This window comes from Lysobacter korlensis, from assembly GCF_042434515.1.
Genome location: NZ_JBHLTG010000005.1, coordinates 257,006 through 272,902, shown reverse-complemented (window position 1 = coordinate 272,902; position 15,897 = coordinate 257,006). Strand labels below are relative to the sequence as shown.

Here is a 15,897-nt window from a genome sequence, read left to right as displayed (position 1 = left end):
TCACGCGCCGAGCGCACGCCACTCACGGTCGAGGATGGCGTACACCCCCGTGTCCGCCCACTCGCCCTTGAACCACAGATCCTCGCGGAAGTGCGCCTCCTCGCGCATCCCCAACCGCGTGCACAGGCGGATGGAGCCCTCGTTGCGGGGATCAAGCTCCGCGATCACCCGATGCGCGCCCATCCGATCGAACGCCAGCCGCAGCAGCGCCGTCGCGCACTCCGAGGCGAAGCCCTGCCCGTGGGCATCGGGGTGGAACGTCCACCCCAGCTCGAGAGTCTGGTTCTCGGCGCTCTTCACCGTGATGTACATGTCGCCGAGCACCCGGCCGTCGGCGACCCGCTCGACCGCCAGCTGCAGGTAGTCGCCGTCCTTCTCCAGCCGCGAGTGCGTCGCATGCTCCCGCACCTTCGCCGCCACCGTCTCCCGGTCGCGCGGCTCGAACAGCAGGTACCGGCACACGTCATCCCGCGACTGGTACGAGTACACCGCGTCGATGTCCGCCTCGGTGAGCAGCCGCATCAGCACCCGTTCGGTGCGGATCGGTTCCTCGAAGTCGAACGGTGTCATGCCGCCGAAGTCTAGGGCCGACCCGCCGCGACGTTCTAGGCGGTCCGGTCCTCGGCGTCACCGTCGGCGGCGAACCCGGCGGGCAGCGAGGCGGGCGCCTGCTCGATCTGGATGCCGAAGACCGTCGCCAACGCAGCCTCGAACTCGTCTGCGTGCCCGTCCCGAGCGAGCTCCCGCGCCCGCACCGACGGCGTGTGCAGGATCACCCCCGCGAGGTGTCGCAGCGCGGCGACCGTGGCATCGGCGGAAACGGCGTCCGCGCCAGCGCGAGCCGTCACCCGGCCGATCTCCGCATCGAGCGCGTCGTAGACGTGCTTGCGGAGCGCGACGATCCCCGGCGCCGCGGCACGCTCGGCGAGGAACGTGCTCGCCGCCGACCCGACGAGCTCCCGCGCGTCCGAGGCGGCGTTCAGCTCCGGCAGCGGGGCGTGCAAGCTCAGCACCTCGAGGTCCAGCAGCTCCACACCGGGCAGCCTGCCGACCGCCGGGTCGACGTTCCTCGGCAGGCCGAGGTCGATCACCAGCCGACGGTCGGCGTTCGGCACATCCGCCGGGGAGACGCTGTACCGGGCGGTGCAGGTGATCACCACGTCCGCGTCGCCGATCGCGTCCGCCAGATTCTGCTCGGGTCGCACCCCGTACTTCGCGCTGAAACGCGCCGCCCGCCCGGTCGCGGAGTACACGCGCACGTCTGCGGCACCGCGGTCGCGGAGCGCCGCGAGCGTCGTGGCGGCGTACTGCCCGGTGCCGACGACCAGCACACGAGCCTCGGCCCAATCGGTGACCCTGCTCGATGCGAGCTCCAGCGCGAGACGCACCAGCGATCGCCCGGCACCGCCGAGCGATGTGGTGGTGCGCACGTGACGGCTGGTGCGGGTCGCGTGCTGGAAGAGGCGCTCCAGCGCGGACGACGTGGTGCCGTCCTTGCGCGCGAAGTCCAGCGCACGGCGCACCTGGCCGGCGATCTCGTCCTCACCGACGACGACCGACTCGAGGCCGGCGCTGACCGAGAACAGGTGGTGCGCCACATCGTCGCCGCGCAGCACCCGGATCGCACCCTGCAGCTCGGCGGGGTCGACGCCGCTCGCCGCACCGAGCGTCTGGACGGTGGCCTGCACGGCGTCCGAGCCGGACTCGAGCAGCGTGGCATCCGACGGGTCGACGTCGAGGTAGGCCTCGAAGCGGTTGCAGGTGGCGAGCACGACGGCTCCGCGCACCTTTGTGCTCTGTGCGACCAGCTCCGCAGTCGCCGAGGGTGCCGCGACCGACAGGCGGTCGAGGAGGTCGAAACTCGCGTTGCGATGATTCGCCGTGAGGCACAGGAGCACTCCTCAATGGTACGCGTCCGCAGCAGGGCGCTCGCTTCGTGCGCGCCCTGCGACCGCCCGCAGGAGGCGCCACCCGCCGCGTGAAAGACTTAGGCGCGTGCCTCTGCCCACGTCCCATCCGCTTTCCGACGGCCGCACCTCGCGCAGCCCCCTGATCCGCGCCTTCCGCGGCGAACGCCCGGAGACCCTGCCGGTGTGGTTCATGCGCCAGGCAGGGCGCTCACTTCCCGAATACCGCGAGCTGCGGGTCGGCACCGCGATGCTCGACGCCTGCCTGACGCCGGAGCTGGCGAGCGAGATCACCCTGCAGCCGGTCCGGCGGCACGGCGTCGACGCCGGCATCTTCTTCAGCGACATCGTCGTGCCGATCAAGCTCGCGGGCGTCGGCGTCGAGATCGTGACGGGGCGGGGTCCGGTGCTGGACGAGCCGATCCGCTCGGCGAGCGACATCCTGAAGCTCAGACCGCTCGACCCGGAGACGCTCGCCCCCATCCGCGAGGCCGTCGCCCGCACTGTCGAGGAGCTCGGATCGACTCCGCTCATCGGGTTCGCCGGCGCCCCGTTCACGCTGGCGTCATACCTGGTCGAGGGTGGGCCGTCGAAGGATCAGCTCCGCGCCCGCACCCTGATGTACTCCGACCCGCATTCCTGGGCCACCCTGCTCAACTGGTGCGCCGACGTCACCGGGCAGTTCCTGCGGGCGCAGATCGAGGCAGGCGCGAGCGCCGGCCAACTGTTCGACTCGTGGGTGGGATCGCTGTCCCGCACCGATTACCTGCGCCGGGTCGCACCGCACTCGAAGCGCGCGCTCTCCGCGCTTCGCGGACTCGATGTGCCGGTGGTGTCGTTCGGGCTGGGCGGCGGCGACTTCCTGCCCGAGATGCGGAACATCGGCGCGGACGTGGTCGGCATCGACTGGCGGCTCCCGCTCGACGAGGCCAACCGGCGGCTCGGCGGCACCACCCCGCTGCAGGGCAACATCGACCCGGCTCTCCTGGCAGCACCGTGGCCGACACTCGAGGCGCACGTCCGCGACGTCGTCGAGCGAGGGCGCACCGCGCCATCCCACATCGTGAACCTGGGGCACGGTGTGCCGCCCGAGACCGACCCCGATGTCCTCAGCCGTGTGGTGCAGCTGGTTCACTCACTCTGACCCGCGCCGCGGGAAGGGCAGCACGAAGCGAGGGAACAGATGAGCGACACGAGTGACCGCCCCGCTGCAGAGCTGCGGCGCGACGACGACCGTCCGGTGATCGTCGTCGGCGGCGGGATCGCCGGGCTGGTGTTCGCCCGGGACGTCGCCCGGGCCGGCCGGCGGGTGATCCTGCTGGAGCGGGCGGACCGCGTCGGCGGGCAGCTCTCCCGCCACACCGTTGCCGGCATCGACCTGGATGCGGGGGCCGAGTCATACGCCACCCGCGGCGGCACCGTGGCGGCGCTCGCCGCGGAGCTCGGGCTCCAGCACGACATCGTCTCCCCCTCGCCGGCCGGGGCGTGGCTGTACCAGGCTGAAGGTCGCGCCCTCCCGCTGCCCGCCACCAGCATCCTCGGCATCCCCGGCTCACCGCTCGCCTCCGACGTGATCGCGGTGCTCGGCGCCGCGGCGGCGTCCCGCGCCTTCTTCTCCGACGCGCTGCTGCCGGGCCCGGTGGGCGCGAAGTCGGCGACCCTCGGCGAGCTGGTGCGCCGCCGGATGGGCGACGCCGTGCTGGACAAGCTGGTGACGCCCGTCGCACAGGGGGTGCATTCGGCGCACCCGGATGACCTGCCGCTCGACCGGGTCGCACCGGGCGTGCGGATCGCCATGCTCCGGGAGGGCTCCCTCGCCCGCGGTGTGCGCGACCTGCGGGCCGCCGCTCCCGCCGGAGCACTCGTGCAGGGCATCCGCGGCGGCGTCTCGGTGCTCGTCGATGCGCTGCTCGCCGACCTCGGCCGGCTCGGCGTCGACGTGCGGACCGGAGTGACGGCGAGCCGCATCGACATCGACGGCGTCACCGTCGCCGTCGCCGTCGCCGGATCGCCCGACGAGCGCCTCCCCGGGGACGTCGTGATCGCCGCCTCCCGGACCGGCGACGACCCGCCCGCAGGCACCGAGGTGACGCTCGCGACCCTCGTGGTGGACGATGCCCGGCTCGACGCGGCGCCCCGCGGCACCGGTGTGCTCGTCGCCCCTGGCGCCCGTGGAGTGCGCGCCAAAGCGCTCACCCACGTCACTGCCAAGTGGCAGTGGGTCGCCGACATGGCGGGCGCCGGGCGCCATGTGCTGCGACTCTCCTACGACGGTTCACCCGACCGCGTGCCCGACGCCGAGGGCATCCGGCGTGACGCCTCCACCCTCCTTGGCGTGACGCTCGCCCCCGGCTCCGTCGTGGGCAGCGCGGTCGTGCCGTGGCGCCGGGCCGAGCCCGAGCAGCCATCGGAGGCCCGGCCGTTCCGCGTCGGCGAGGCCGCCGCCGGGTCCGGGCTCGCCGCGGTCGTCCGCCAAGCCAGAGAGACCGCTGGGAGTTTCCTCGAAGGAGACGCTCACTGACCTGGGCCCCCGACTACGGTGGAGACACCAATGAACGGAGGACCCATGCGAGGCAAAATTCTTCTGCTCGCCGGAGTGGCGGTCGGTTACGTGCTCGGTGCACGAGCAGGTCGCGAGAAGTACAACGAGCTTGTGAGCACTGCCAACAAGTTCTGGAACGACCCCAGGGTCCAGGAGCGCGTGGAGCAGGTCGAGGGCTTCGTGAAGGAGAAGGGACCGGAGGTTGCCGGTTTCGTCCAGGACAACGCCAAGAAGGTCACCGACTCCGTGACCGGCAAGAAGAAGTCCGGCGGCGGCTCGAGCGGCGGCGGAACCACTGGAGGAACCACCGGCGGGACGACTTCCGGAACGACCGGGACGACCGGCACATCCACGGGCACCCCCGGAACCACGACGCCGTCCACAAGCAGCTAGGCGGCGCCCTCCGCGTCGTCCCACCGAGGGGCTCGAATGACTGATACGTCAAGACCGGAGCGCAAGGGCCTCTTCGCTCTCATCAGCGATGTGCCGCGCCTTGTCACCGACCTCGTCAAGGGTGAGATCGAGCTGGCGAAGCTCGAGCTCACGGCCAAGGCGAAGAAGTTCGGGGTCGGGGCGGGCCTCATCGTCGCCGCCTTGGTGGTGCTGCTGCTGTTCGTCACCATGCTGCTGACCGCGGCGGTGCTCGGACTCGGCGAGGTCATGCCGCCGTGGCTGGCTGCGCTCCTGGTCGCGCTCGTGCTGCTGATCGTGGCCGCGGTGCTCGCCTTCATCGGCTACAAGGCCGTGCAGAAGGCGCTGCCGCCAACGCCTGAGCGGGCGATGCGCAACCTGCAGCGTGACGTGAACGTCATCAAGGGCAACGGAAGGCGGAGCGAGATATGAGCAGCGACGCCGAATACCCGGAGGTGCAGGCGAGGATCACCGCCACCCGCGCACAGCTCGACAGCACCCTGGCGAGCATCGAGGACAAGCTCGATGTCAAGAAGCACCTCAATCGGCTGAGCGAGCAGGGTCAGGCCACCTATGTCCGCTACAGCGACCAGGGCAAGGCGACCTACGTCCGCTACCGCGACCAGGGGAAGACGACCTACATCCGCTACCGCGACCAGGGGAAGACGGCCTTCACCCGCTACCGCGAGAAGGCCGAGGCGTCGTACCGCGACAAGCCGGTGCCCTGGATCGTCGGCGCCACGGCGGCGGGCATCGTCGTGCTCGGCACGGTCGCCTGGGCGATCTTCAGCGACGACTGACGAGAAACCTCACCCCTGCACTCGACTTCAGCGCGGCCGCCCGAGCAGAGCGGCCGCGCTGAAGTTCGTGCGCCGACGGCCCGCACGGCCCCGTTTTTGTCTGCGCAGGAAGGCGGGGGAGGATGGTCTCATGACTGCAAGCCCCACCGTGCCCGCACCCGAAAGCGGCACCGGGACCTCCACCGCGGATGTCGCTGTGAACCCAGCCGTCGACGGCTACACCCTTTGGGCGGTGCTGCGGCGCGACCCGGCGAACCCGTCCAAGCAGGCCGGGATCGACGCCGGGCTCCAGGCCGTCGCCGAGCTCGGGGTCACCGTCCGCGGGTTCTATGACGTCTCCTCGCTCCGGGCCGACGCCGACCTGATGATCTGGCTGCATGGCGGAGCACCGGAGGCGCTGCAGCGGGCGCTTCGTGTGCTCACCCGGCAGGGATTGCTGTCGACGATGGTCCCGCGGTGGAACGCGCTGGGCGTGCACCGCGACGCTGAGTTCAGCCGCAGCCACTCGCCGGCGTTCCTTCGCGGCGAGGAGCCGAAGCGCTGGGTCACGGTCTACCCGTTCGTGCGCAGCTACGAGTGGTATCTGCTGCCGGATGAGGAGCGTCGGGGCATGCTGGCCTCCCACGGCCGGAAAGGCGCCGAGTACCCGCAGGTGCTCAGCAACACGGTCGCGAGCTTCGCGCTGGGCGACTACGAATGGATCCTGGCGCTGGAGGCGGACGAGCTGGTCGACCTGGTCGACCTCATGCGGCACCTGCGCCATACGGATGCCCGCCGTCACGTGCGGGAGGAGGTCCCGTTCTTCACGGGCCGCCGGATCGACGTCTCCGAGCTCCAGGATGTGGTCGCGTGAGCGCCTCCCCGGACGGCGCTGCTGCTGAGGTCCGCGTGCTCGCGGCCAGCCCTGCTGCGGCCGGTGGTCCCGAGCACGTCGAGGAGCCGGTGCGGTACGACGCCCTGCTGCTCGCCGGCTTCGGCGGGCCGGAGGGGCAGGACGACGTGATCCCGTTCCTGCGGAACGTCACGCGCGGGCGCGGCATCCCCGACGAACGCCTCGAAGAGGTCGCGCACCACTACCGCCACTTCGGAGGCGTCAGCCCGATCAACGCCCAGAACCGGGAGCTCAAGGCCGCTCTCGAGGCTGAGCTCGCTCGCCGGGACATCGACCTGCCGGTGCTGTGGGGCAACCGCAACTGGGACCCGTACCTGCGCGAGGCGCTTCAGGACGCCCGGGACCGCGGGTACAGCCGGCTGCTGGCGCTGGCGACCAGCGCGTACAGCTCCTACTCGTCGTGCCGGCAGTACCGGGAGGACCTCGCCCTCGCCCTGGATGAGACGGGGCTGATGGACGGGATGCAGATCGACAAGATCCGCCAGTTCTTCGATTCGCCGGGATTCGTGCAGCCGTTCCTGGAGGGCGTGCGCACAGCGCTCGCCGGCCTGGCAGAGCGCGGGATCGCGGTGGCGGACACGCGGGTGCTGTTCTCCACGCACAGCATCCCGAGCGTCGACGCCGAGAAGAGCGGCCCCCGGGACCGGGACTTCGGACCGGGCGGCGCGTACGAGGCGCAGCACCTCGCCGTCGCCGAGGTGGTCATGGCGGGCGCGACGGAGCCCGGCGCCGAGGCGCCCGCCTGGCGGCTGGTGTATCAGAGCCGCAGCGGGCCACCCTCCATGCCGTGGCTCGAGCCGGACATCAACGACGTGATCGCGGAGATCGCCGCGGACGGGGCGAAGGCGGTCGTGATCGTGCCGCTCGGGTTCGTGAGCGACCACATGGAGGTCATGTGGGACCTCGACACGGAGGCGATGGAGACCGCGCAGGAGCACGGCATCGTCGCGGTCCGCACGCCGACGCCTGGTGTCGACCCCGCCTACGTGAGCGGGCTGGTGGATCTCGTGATCGAGCGGCTCGCCGGAACCCCCGCCGCCGAGCGTGCCGCGGCCACAGCGCTCGGCCCCTGGTACGACGTCTGCCGCCCCGGATGCTGTGAGAACACGCGGCTGGGCTTCAAGCCGGCCGTCTCGGGGATCGCCCCATGACCGACCAGCTCCGGATCGGTACCCGCGCCAGCGCGCTGGCGCTGGCCCAGACCGGGTCCATGGCCGACGCGATCGCCGCGAAGACGGGCCGCGAGGTCGAGATCGTCCGCATCACGACCGAGGGCGACACCTCCACGGAGTCCCTGAAGAACGTGGGCGGCACTGGCATCTTCGCGAGCGCCCTCCGCCACGCGCTTCTGGCGGGCGAGTGCGACGTGGTCGTGCACTCCCTGAAGGACCTGCCGACCGCGCCCGCCGACGGGCTGGCGCTCGCGGCAGTGCCGAAGCGGGCCGACGCCCGCGATGCGCTCTGCGCCCGCGACGGGCTGCGACTGGCGCAGCTGCCAGGAGGCGCCCGGGTCGGCACCGGGTCGCCGCGACGGCGGGCGCAGCTGCGGGCCAGCCGTCCGGATCTCGAGGTGGTCGACATCCGCGGCAACGTCGACACCCGGCTCGGCCGGGTGGGGCACGACCTCGACGCCGTGGTGCTCGCCGCCGCGGGCCTCAGCCGCCTGGGGCGGAGCGACGCCATCACGGAGCTGCTCGAGCTGTCGCCGTGGCCGACGGCGCCGGGTCAGGGTGCGCTGGCGCTCGAGACCCGGGCGGGCGACGAGAAGCTCGTCTCCGCCCTCGAGCACCGCACGAGCCGGATCACCGTCTCCGCCGAGCGCGGGGTGCTCGCGCTCCTCGAAGCCGGCTGTGCGGCGCCCGTCGGTGCCTCCGCGATGATCGAGGACGGCCTGCTGTTCCTCTCAGCGCGCGTCTACGCGGTCGACGGCGAGCACCAGCTCACCAGCTCCCACGCGGCCTACGTCGACGACTCGGCGGACCCGGCCGGGGAGGTCTCCCAGCGGGTCGCCCGCGAGCTGCTCGATCTCGGGGCGGCGGAACTCGCCCCGCTCGGCTCGAGCGGTGCGGCCGAGCCGACCGATGCGTCCGGGGCCGCCGGATGAAGGCGCTTGCAGGCTGGCGCGTGCTGGTGCCGCGGGGCGGCAAGTGGGGGGACAACGTCGCCTCGGTCCTGCGCGGCCACGGCGCCGTGCCGGTGATCGCCCCGATGATCAACTTCGCCGGAAGCGACGACCCAGCCGCGCTCAGCGCCGCGCTCGAACGGCTCCAAGCAGGCCGATACGAGTGGCTCGTCGTGACCAGCGCGACCACCGTCGACGTGCTGGTCAGCCAGGGCACCAAGGTACCGGCGGCGACCAAGGTCGCCGCGGTCGGTGAGACCACGGCTGCCGCGCTGAACCTCGCCGGCTACACCGTTGACTTCGTGCCGGAGCGTGACAACAGTGCCAGGGGCCTGGTGAAGGAGTGGCCGAAGACGGAGATCCGTGGTCGGGTGCTCATCCCGCAGTCGAGCATCGCCGAGCCGACCCTCGTCGCGGGTCTTTCGCAGCTCGGCTTCGACACCGAGTTCATCACGGCCTACCGCACGGTCGGCGTTCCGGTCGCCGAGCACATCCGCGCCGACGTCGCGGCCGGCCGGATCTCCGCGATCCTCGTCACCTCCGGAAGCGTCGCCCGCGAGATCGCCAAGCAGTTCGCCCCACTGCCGCCACAGGTGGTGCTCGCGTGCATCGGACCGCGCACCGCGTTCGACACCCGCGGCGCGGGCCTGCCCGTGCACGTCATCGCGGAGACCCGCACAGCGGAGGGCCTGGTCGAGGCGCTGGTCGAGCACGCAGGGAGCGTCGTGTGAACGGCCCGGTCGTCCGTCCCCGTCGACTCCGCACGTCCCGGGCGATGCGCCGGCTCGTCGCGGAGACCCGCGTGCACCGGGCGGAGCTCATCCTGCCGATGTTCGTGCGCGAGGGCATCGACGCGCCAGTGCCGATCGCGTCCATGCCTGGGGTCGTGCAGCACACGCTCGACACCCTTCGCGCCGAGCTGGTGCGCGCGGCGGAGCTCGGCATTGGCGGTGTCATGCTGTTCGGTATCCCGCAGCAGAAGGACGCGGTCGGCACCTGTGCGACCACCGAGGACGGCATCCTCAACGTCGCCATCCGTGCCGCCGTCGAGGAGGTCGGCGACGCGCTCGTCGTGCAGTCCGACCTCTGCCTCGACGAGTTCACCGACCACGGCCACTGCGGTGTGCTCGACGACCGCGGCCGTGTGGACAACGACGCCACCCTCGAGCGCTACCGGGAGATGGCGATCGTCCAGGCGGCCGCCGGCTCCCACCTGCTCGGGCTGAGCGGCATGATGGACGGCCAGGTCGCCGCCGTGCGGGACGCGCTCGACGCCGCAGGGCACACCGACACCGCGGTGCTCGCCTACGCCGCCAAGTACGCCTCGGCGTTCTACGGCCCCTTCCGTGAGGCGGTGCAGTCATCGCTCTCCGGCGACCGCCGCACCTACCAGCTGGACTCCGGCAACCGACGGGAGGGCTTGCGCGAGGCGGACCTCGATCTCGCCGAGGGCGCCGACGTGGTCATGGTGAAGCCGGCCATGGGCTACCTCGACGTGCTGGCGGCCACGGCGGCGCGGAGCACCGTGCCCGTGTGGGCGTACCAAATCAGCGGCGAGTACTCGATGATCGTCGCGGCATCCCAGAACGGATGGATCGACCGGGAGCAGGCGGTGGACGAGTCCATCCTCGGCATCCGCCGTGCCGGCGCCGATGCGGTGCTCACCTATTTCGCACTGGAGGCTGCCGAACGGCTGCGCCAGGCGGGAGGAACGACCACATGAGCGATCCCGTCAGCCCGGCGATCCCCGGCAACGCCGAGCAGTTCGAGCGCGCGAAGCGCAGCATCCCCGGCGGGGTGAACTCGCCCGTCCGCGCGTTCGCCGCCGTCGGCGGCGACCCGCGCTTCCTCGTCTCGGCCGCAGGGCCGTACGTCACCGACGTCGAGGGCCGAGAGTATGTGGACCTGGTCGGTTCCTGGGGTCCAGCGATCCTCGGTCACGCGTATCCGGCGGTCGTCGAGGCGGTCCAGGCGGCGGCGGCCAGCGGACTGTCGTTCGGGGCCAGCACCCCCGGGGAGACCGAGCTCGCCGAGCTCATCGCAGGACGTTACGCGGTGGCTGAGCGACGGCCGGTGGAGCGCGTCCGGCTGGTCAGCACCGGCACCGAGGCCACGATGACGGCGATCCGCCTCGCGCGGGGGTTCACCGGCCGGGACCTGCTGATCAAGTTCGCCGGGCACTACCACGGGCACTCGGACTCCCTCCTCGCCGAAGCCGGGTCGGGTCTCGCGACGCTTGCGCTCCCCGCCTCGGCCGGAATCCCCGAGGCGATCGCGGCGCAGACGGTCGTGCTGCCCTACAACGACGTGGAGGCGGTGCGCGAGGCGTTCGTCAAGTACGAGGGCCGGATCGCCGGCGTCATCGTCGAGGCAGCCGCCGCCAACATGGGCGTCGTGCTCCCGGAGCCCGGGTTCAACGCCGCCCTCGCCGAGCTGACCGCCGGCAACGGTGCGCTGCTCATCGTGGACGAGGTGCTCACCGGGTTCCGCGCGTCCGCGTCCGGCTGGTGGGGCGTCGAGGCAGCCGACGGTGCCGAGTGGGCGCCGGATCTCGTCACGTTCGGCAAGGTGGTCGGCGGTGGACTGCCGCTCGCCGCCGTGGCCGGACGCCGCGATGTGATGGAGCACCTGGCGCCGATGGGACCCGTGTACCAGGCGGGCACCCTGAGCGGGAACCCGCTCGCGGTGGCTGCCGGCACGGCGACGCTGGTCGCGGCGGACGACGCCGTGTACCGGCGGATGTCGGAGGTGGCCGACGCGCTGGTCACGGGGGTGCAGGATGCGCTGACGTCGGCCGGGGTCGTGCACACGGTCGCGCGCGCCGGCACGCTGTTCTCCGTCTTCTTCCGGGATGGCGCCCCACGGAACTACGCGGAGGTGCGGGAGCAGGACGCGTTCCGCTACCCGGCGTTCTTCCACGCGGCGCTCGACGCGGGCGTCTCGCTGCCGCCCTCCGTGTTCGAGGCGTGGTTCGTGTCGGCGGCACATGACGACGCGGCGGTGAACCGGATCCTCGAGGCCCTGCCTGCGGCTGCTGCTGCAGCGGCAGCGGCGACGCGGACCTCCTAGGCGCGGACGTCCACGACGACGCGGCCACGCAGCCGTCCGGCGAGCAGGTCCTCGGCGGCCTGAGCGGCGTCGGCGAGCGGCACCGTGGTGGTGATGGAGTCCAGCAGCCGCAGATCGAGTGTCGCGGCGAGCCCGGCCCACGCGGCGATGCGCCGGTCCTCCGGGCACCGCACGGAGTTGATCCCGAGCAGCCGAACGCCCCGCAGGATGAACGGCATCACCGTGGCGGGCAGCGACGCGTCGGCGGCGAGGCCGCACGCGGCGACGGGACCGCCGTACACCGTCTGCGCCAGGATGTTGGCGAGGGGCACGCCCCCGACCGAGTCGACGGCCGCGGCCCAGCGCTGCGACTGGAGGGGCTTCCCTGACTCCTCGAGCTCGCGTCGGTCGAGCACGTCGGCGGCGCCCAGCCCAGTGAGGTAGTCGCGCTCGGCGAGGCGCCCCGTCGCGGCGACGACCCGCGCACCGCGCGCCGCGAGCAGCGCCGTGGCGATCGAGCCGACGCCGCCGGTCGCGCCGGTCACCAGCACGTTCCCGGCTGGACGATCCGCGACAGCCTGCACCGCCAGCTCCGCCGTGAACCCCGCCGTGCCGATCGCTGCCGCCCGCTCGGGCGAGATGCCGCCCGGGATGCGCACCAGCCACGACCCGTCGACACGGGCGCGTTCCGCGAGGCCGCCGTGGTGCGTCTCGCCGAGTCCCCAGCCGTTCACCAGCACTGCCGCGCCGGGCCGCCACCGACGGTCCGCCGACTCTGCCACCGTGCCGACCAGGTCGATGCCCGGCACGAGGGGCGAGACCCGCGCGACGCCCGGCTGCCCGCGGAGCGCAAGGGCGTCCTTGTAGTTGATCGACGAGTGCGAGACGTCGATCAGCACGTCGCCGGCGCCGGCCTGGTCGCCGCCATGCAGGAATCGGTCGACCTCGGCCAGCTCGGCGCTCTCGCCGCGCCGCACCACCCATCCGCGCGTCATGTTCCCACCCTACGGCGGGCCCTGCGGCAGCCTTCGGGGCCGTCCGCCGCTGCGGTGGTCACCCGAAGAGGATGCGCGCCTCGTCGTAGCGCTCGTCCGGCACGGTCTTGAGCTTGCCGAGGGCGTCTTCGAACGGCACGGTGAAGATGTCGGTTCCGCGCAGCGCCACCATCCGTCCCCACTCACCGGCGATCGCCGCGTGCAGCGCCGCCATTCCGAGCCGGGTGGCGAGCACCCGGTCGTACGCGGTCGGAGTGCCGCCGCGCTGGATGTGACCGAGAGTCGTGGCGCGGGTCTCGATGCCGGTCCGGTCCTCGATCAGCGGCGCCAGCATCTCCCCGATGCCGCCCAGCCGTGGCCGGCCGAACGCGTCGAGACCGCGCTCCGAGTGCACGTCGGTCATCGAATCGAGGGAGAAGCCCTCCGCCACGGCGACGAGCGGAGCGCGGCCGCGGTCCCGTGCCGACGTCACCCAATCACAGATCTGGTCGAGCGAGGTCTTCCGCTCCGGAATGAGGATGCAGTGCGCACCGGCGGCCATGCCGGAGTGCAGCGCGATCCAGCCGACGTGCCGGCCCATCACCTCCGCGATCATGCACCGGCCGTGCGAGTCGCCGGTGGTGCGCAGGCGGTCCATCGAGTCGGTGGCGATCTGCACCGCGGTGTCGAAGCCGAACGTGTAGTCCGTGGCGGACAGGTCGTTGTCGACGGTCTTCGGAACGCCGACGATCGGCAGGCCCTCGTCGGTGAGCCGCTTGGCGGCGGCGAGCGTGCCCTCACCGCCGATCGCGATCAGGGCGTCGAGGCCCTGCTGCTCGAGCACCTCCCGCACGCGCGGTACCCCGCCGAACTCGAACGGGTTCGTGCGGCTCGTGCCGAGGATGGTGCCGCCCTGCTTGCTGATGCCCATGATCTGCGCCCGCTCGAGCGGCGTGGCGGTCTGCTCGCAGACACCCTTCCAGCCGTTCAGAAACCCCACAAACTCGTGCCCGTACACCTGGATGCCCGTATAGACGATGCCCCGGATGACCGCGTTCAGGCCGGGGGCGTCGCCGCCGCTCGTGAGAATTCCGATCTTCATGATCCCTATCATGTCGCGCCGTTCCGCCATCGGAGGAATCGCCTCCGCTATCGTGCTCCCAGCGCGCTCATAGGAAGCGCCACAGCCCAAGGAGCAATGGAATGTCCCAGACCCCCGCCTACGCAGGCCAGCCGACCGAGGTCGAGAACCCGGGCAAGACGCTCGGCATCGTCGCGCTGGTCGCCTCGTTCTTCATCGCGCTGCTCGGCCTGATCCTCGGGATCGTCGCCCTGAACCAGTCGAAGAAGGCCGGTTTCAAGAACGGCCCGGCCAAGGCAGCGATCATCCTCAGCATCATCTTCATGGTGATCGGAATCATCCTCGCCATCGTCTTCATCGTGGGTGGTGCGGCGCTGTTCAGCAACGTCGCCCAGATGTGTGCCGAGCTCGGCCCGGGCGAGCACGTCGTCGACGGCGTCACCTACACCTGCGGCTAGGCCTCCTGCCTGCTACTGAGTGAGGACGTGCCGGGCGCAGGGCACCGCCCCTGCCCCGGCACAGTCCTCGCACACCACCAGCTGCTCGCGGCACGCGAGGTCGGCGCAGTTCTGCATCCGGCTTGTCGCGGCACCGCACTCCAGGCAGCGTCCGAGAGGGGCCGGGTTCGCGCCGAAGTCGACGCTGCCCCGCCCGTCGAAGACGTACAGGGACCCGTCCCACAGCCCCTCGTCCCCGTAGCGCTCTCCGTACCGGATCACGCCGCCGTCGAGCTGGTACACCTCCCGGAACCCGCGCTTCACCATGAGCGCACTCAGCACCTCGCAGCGGATGCCGCCCGTGCAGTACGTCACGACGGGCGAGTCCTTCAGGTGGTCGTACGCCCCCGAGTCGAGCAGCCCGACGAAGTCGCGGGTCGCCGCGACGGGCGGCACGACGGCATCCCGGAACCGGCCGATCTGCGCCTCGAACGCGTTCCGGCCGTCGAAGAAGGTGACCTCCTTCTCCGCGACCAGCTCGTGGAGCTGCTCCGGTGTCAGCCGGGTGCCGCCGCCGACGATGCCCTGCTCGTCCACGACCAGCTCGTCGGGCGCCCCGAAGCTCACCAGCTCGTCGCGCACCCGGACGCTGAGGCGCGGGAAGTCGTTCCCCGTGCCCTCGCCCCACTTCACGTCGAGGTCGCGGAACGCCGCATATTCCCGGGTCTTCCGCAGGTAGCGCTTCACGTCCCCGAGCTCGCCGCCGACCGTGCCGTTGATGCCGTGTGCTGAGATCAGGATGCGCCCGCGCAAGGACAGCGACTCGCAGAGGTCGCGCTGCCAGAGCCGCACCGCCTCGGGGTCTGCCAGGGGAGCAAGCGAATAGAACAGCAGGATCTTCCGGACGGGCACCGCACGATCCTAAGGTGTGCCTGCCGAGGCGCCGCAGATAGCATGGGCCGATGCAGCAGCCCGACGATGCCCTGGCGGCCGCCGCCGCCCGCAACCACGCCGACTGGTGTGAGCTGATCGCCCGGAGCCTGCGGATCTCGACCACTCGCACGGACGACCTGTGGGCGGCTGATGTTCCGATGCCGCAGGGTCACTCGGACGTGGTGCTGCTGCGTCCGAGGGCGGAACCGGACTGGGGTGCCATTCGGAACGCGACGACGGGCCTCACCGTCGTCGACAGCTTCGCCGACCAGGAGCTCACGGGGTACGGGTTCGGGCGCGTGTTCGAGGCCGAGTGGATCGCGCTCGCCGAGGTCGGCGCCGGCGCGTCGGTCGAGCCGGTGGGGATCGACGGATGGCAGCGGGTGTCGCGCGAGCGGTTCCCGGACTGGCTCGCCGAGCACGGATCCCTGAACGAGCTGGAGCCGTCGATCCTCGACGTCGCCGAGGTCGTGGTGCTCGAATGGGTGGTCGACGGCCGGTTCCTCGCCGGCGCCATCCTGCACTCCAGCGACGGCGTGATCGGGCTGCACGACGTGTTCCTCGGCGACGGCAAGCGGGTGGATGCGTGGCGTTCGCTCGCGGGGCTCGCCCACGCACGGTTCGGGCACGCCCCGCTCGTCGGCTTCGAGCCGGCGGCGTCGGTGGCCGCGCCGCTTGCGGCGGGTTTCCGCGTCGTCGGGCCGATGCGCGTGTGGGCGCATTTGGAGGTCCGCGAACCCGCGTAGGGTG

General features: G+C 71.7%; 18 protein-coding genes. 13 read left to right on the top strand and 5 right to left on the bottom strand.

The genetic code is table 11. From position 1 onward, the window contains the following. Together ACFFGH_RS20655 and ACFFGH_RS20650 are read right to left on the bottom strand one after the other, a co-directional pair. Nucleotides 1-570 (bottom strand): GNAT family N-acetyltransferase, encoded by a 570-nt coding sequence (locus ACFFGH_RS20655; RefSeq protein WP_386671830.1) that lies wholly within the window; start codon nt 568-570, stop codon nt 1-3. 35 nt (nt 571-605) lie between these two features. Further along, the gene (locus ACFFGH_RS20650) at nt 606-1,898 is read right to left on the bottom strand and encodes a glutamyl-tRNA reductase (RefSeq protein ID WP_386671828.1); all 1,293 of its coding nucleotides are present in this window, start codon (nt 1,896-1,898) and stop codon (nt 606-608) included. A gap of 97 nt (nt 1,899-1,995) precedes the next feature. On the opposite strand from ACFFGH_RS20650, the gene hemE reads away from it, so the two are divergent. The 11 genes from hemE to hemL all read left to right on the top strand — a co-directional run bounded on the left by hemE (nt 1,996) and on the right by hemL (nt 11,743). Continuing rightward, nucleotides 1,996-3,051, top strand: a complete 1,056-nt coding sequence (hemE, locus tag ACFFGH_RS20645) for a uroporphyrinogen decarboxylase (protein ID WP_386671826.1) — start codon at nt 1,996-1,998, stop codon at nt 3,049-3,051. Between the two features lie 39 nt (nt 3,052-3,090). Continuing rightward, nucleotides 3,091-4,428, top strand: coding sequence for a protoporphyrinogen/coproporphyrinogen oxidase (locus ACFFGH_RS20640; RefSeq protein WP_386671824.1), 1,338 nt, complete (start codon nt 3,091-3,093; stop codon nt 4,426-4,428). A gap of 45 nt (nt 4,429-4,473) precedes the next feature. Continuing rightward, nucleotides 4,474-4,842, top strand: coding sequence for a hypothetical protein (locus ACFFGH_RS20635; protein ID WP_386671822.1), 369 nt, complete (start codon nt 4,474-4,476; stop codon nt 4,840-4,842). Nucleotides 4,843-4,878: 36 nt separating this feature from the next. Then, nucleotides 4,879-5,292 (top strand): phage holin family protein, encoded by a 414-nt coding sequence (locus ACFFGH_RS20630; protein WP_386671820.1) that lies wholly within the window; start codon nt 4,879-4,881, stop codon nt 5,290-5,292. Next, nucleotides 5,289-5,660 (top strand): hypothetical protein, encoded by a 372-nt coding sequence (locus tag ACFFGH_RS20625; RefSeq protein WP_386671818.1) that lies wholly within the window; start codon nt 5,289-5,291, stop codon nt 5,658-5,660. Before ACFFGH_RS20630 ends, ACFFGH_RS20625 begins: the two co-directional genes overlap by 4 nt. Before the next feature lie 130 nt (nt 5,661-5,790). After that, nucleotides 5,791-6,513, top strand: a complete 723-nt coding sequence (hemQ, locus tag ACFFGH_RS20620; RefSeq protein ID WP_386671817.1) for a hydrogen peroxide-dependent heme synthase — start codon at nt 5,791-5,793, stop codon at nt 6,511-6,513. Continuing rightward, complete coding sequence (locus ACFFGH_RS20615; RefSeq protein ID WP_386671815.1) at nt 6,510-7,703, top strand: ferrochelatase; 1,194 nt, start codon at nt 6,510-6,512, stop codon at nt 7,701-7,703. The genes hemQ and ACFFGH_RS20615 overlap by 4 nt, the downstream gene beginning before the upstream one ends. Next, nucleotides 7,700-8,656, top strand: a complete 957-nt coding sequence (hemC, locus tag ACFFGH_RS20610) for a hydroxymethylbilane synthase (RefSeq protein ID WP_386671813.1) — start codon at nt 7,700-7,702, stop codon at nt 8,654-8,656. The genes ACFFGH_RS20615 and hemC overlap by 4 nt, the downstream gene beginning before the upstream one ends. Continuing rightward, nucleotides 8,653-9,405, top strand: coding sequence for a uroporphyrinogen-III synthase (locus ACFFGH_RS20605; protein ID WP_386671811.1), 753 nt, complete (start codon nt 8,653-8,655; stop codon nt 9,403-9,405). The genes hemC and ACFFGH_RS20605 overlap by 4 nt, the downstream gene beginning before the upstream one ends. Beyond that, nucleotides 9,402-10,397: a porphobilinogen synthase gene (gene hemB / locus ACFFGH_RS20600; protein ID WP_386671809.1), complete on the top strand. Its 996-nt coding sequence runs from the start codon at nt 9,402-9,404 to the stop codon at nt 10,395-10,397. The genes ACFFGH_RS20605 and hemB overlap by 4 nt, the downstream gene beginning before the upstream one ends. Then, a complete protein-coding gene (gene hemL / locus ACFFGH_RS20595) occupies nt 10,394-11,743 on the top strand; it encodes a glutamate-1-semialdehyde 2,1-aminomutase (protein WP_386671808.1) in 1,350 nt (449 codons plus the stop codon). Before hemB ends, hemL begins: the two co-directional genes overlap by 4 nt. On the opposite strand, the gene ACFFGH_RS20590 is transcribed toward hemL, so the two are convergent. Both ACFFGH_RS20590 and ACFFGH_RS20585 read right to left on the bottom strand, forming a co-directional pair. Further along, a complete protein-coding gene (locus ACFFGH_RS20590; RefSeq protein ID WP_386671806.1) occupies nt 11,740-12,717 on the bottom strand; it encodes an MDR family oxidoreductase in 978 nt (325 codons plus the stop codon). The two genes, hemL and ACFFGH_RS20590, sit on opposite strands and share 4 nt — an antisense overlap. A 58-nt stretch (nt 12,718-12,775) precedes the next feature. Continuing rightward, nucleotides 12,776-13,798, bottom strand: a complete 1,023-nt coding sequence (locus ACFFGH_RS20585; protein WP_386671804.1) for a 6-phosphofructokinase — start codon at nt 13,796-13,798, stop codon at nt 12,776-12,778. 101 nt (nt 13,799-13,899) lie between these two features. Between ACFFGH_RS20585 and ACFFGH_RS20580 the strand changes: the two genes are divergently transcribed. Next, nucleotides 13,900-14,235 (top strand): hypothetical protein, encoded by a 336-nt coding sequence (locus ACFFGH_RS20580; RefSeq protein ID WP_386671803.1) that lies wholly within the window; start codon nt 13,900-13,902, stop codon nt 14,233-14,235. A gap of 12 nt (nt 14,236-14,247) precedes the next feature. On the opposite strand, the gene trhO is transcribed toward ACFFGH_RS20580, so the two are convergent. Continuing rightward, the gene (trhO, locus tag ACFFGH_RS20575; RefSeq protein ID WP_386671802.1) at nt 14,248-15,126 is read right to left on the bottom strand and encodes an oxygen-dependent tRNA uridine(34) hydroxylase TrhO; all 879 of its coding nucleotides are present in this window, start codon (nt 15,124-15,126) and stop codon (nt 14,248-14,250) included. A 50-nt stretch (nt 15,127-15,176) separates the two neighbouring features. On the opposite strand from trhO, the gene ACFFGH_RS20570 reads away from it, so the two are divergent. Next, the gene (locus ACFFGH_RS20570) at nt 15,177-15,893 is read left to right on the top strand and encodes a hypothetical protein (protein WP_386671800.1); all 717 of its coding nucleotides are present in this window, start codon (nt 15,177-15,179) and stop codon (nt 15,891-15,893) included. Nucleotides 15,894-15,897 lie beyond the last annotated feature (4 nt).

Excerpts from the sequence above, each read along its gene's own strand:
- ACFFGH_RS20655 (WP_386671830.1), bottom strand. The coding sequence starts at position 570 with ATGACACCGTTCGACTTCGAGGAACCGATCCGCACCGAACGGGTGCTG.
- ACFFGH_RS20640 (WP_386671824.1), top strand. The coding sequence starts at position 3,091 with ATGAGCGACACGAGTGACCGCCCCGCTGCAGAGCTGCGGCGCGACGAC.
- ACFFGH_RS20635 (WP_386671822.1), top strand. The coding sequence starts at position 4,474 with ATGCGAGGCAAAATTCTTCTGCTCGCCGGAGTGGCGGTCGGTTACGTG.
- ACFFGH_RS20630 (WP_386671820.1), top strand. The coding sequence starts at position 4,879 with ATGACTGATACGTCAAGACCGGAGCGCAAGGGCCTCTTCGCTCTCATC.
- ACFFGH_RS20625 (WP_386671818.1), top strand. The coding sequence starts at position 5,289 with ATGAGCAGCGACGCCGAATACCCGGAGGTGCAGGCGAGGATCACCGCC.
- hemQ (WP_386671817.1), top strand. The coding sequence starts at position 5,791 with ATGACTGCAAGCCCCACCGTGCCCGCACCCGAAAGCGGCACCGGGACC.
- hemC (WP_386671813.1), top strand. The coding sequence starts at position 7,700 with ATGACCGACCAGCTCCGGATCGGTACCCGCGCCAGCGCGCTGGCGCTG.
- ACFFGH_RS20605 (WP_386671811.1), top strand. The coding sequence starts at position 8,653 with ATGAAGGCGCTTGCAGGCTGGCGCGTGCTGGTGCCGCGGGGCGGCAAG.
- hemL (WP_386671808.1), top strand. The coding sequence starts at position 10,394 with ATGAGCGATCCCGTCAGCCCGGCGATCCCCGGCAACGCCGAGCAGTTC.
- ACFFGH_RS20590 (WP_386671806.1), bottom strand. The coding sequence starts at position 12,717 with ATGACGCGCGGATGGGTGGTGCGGCGCGGCGAGAGCGCCGAGCTGGCC.
- ACFFGH_RS20585 (WP_386671804.1), bottom strand. The coding sequence starts at position 13,798 with ATGAAGATCGGAATTCTCACGAGCGGCGGCGACGCCCCCGGCCTGAAC.
- ACFFGH_RS20580 (WP_386671803.1), top strand. The coding sequence starts at position 13,900 with ATGTCCCAGACCCCCGCCTACGCAGGCCAGCCGACCGAGGTCGAGAAC.
- ACFFGH_RS20570 (WP_386671800.1), top strand. The coding sequence starts at position 15,177 with ATGCAGCAGCCCGACGATGCCCTGGCGGCCGCCGCCGCCCGCAACCAC.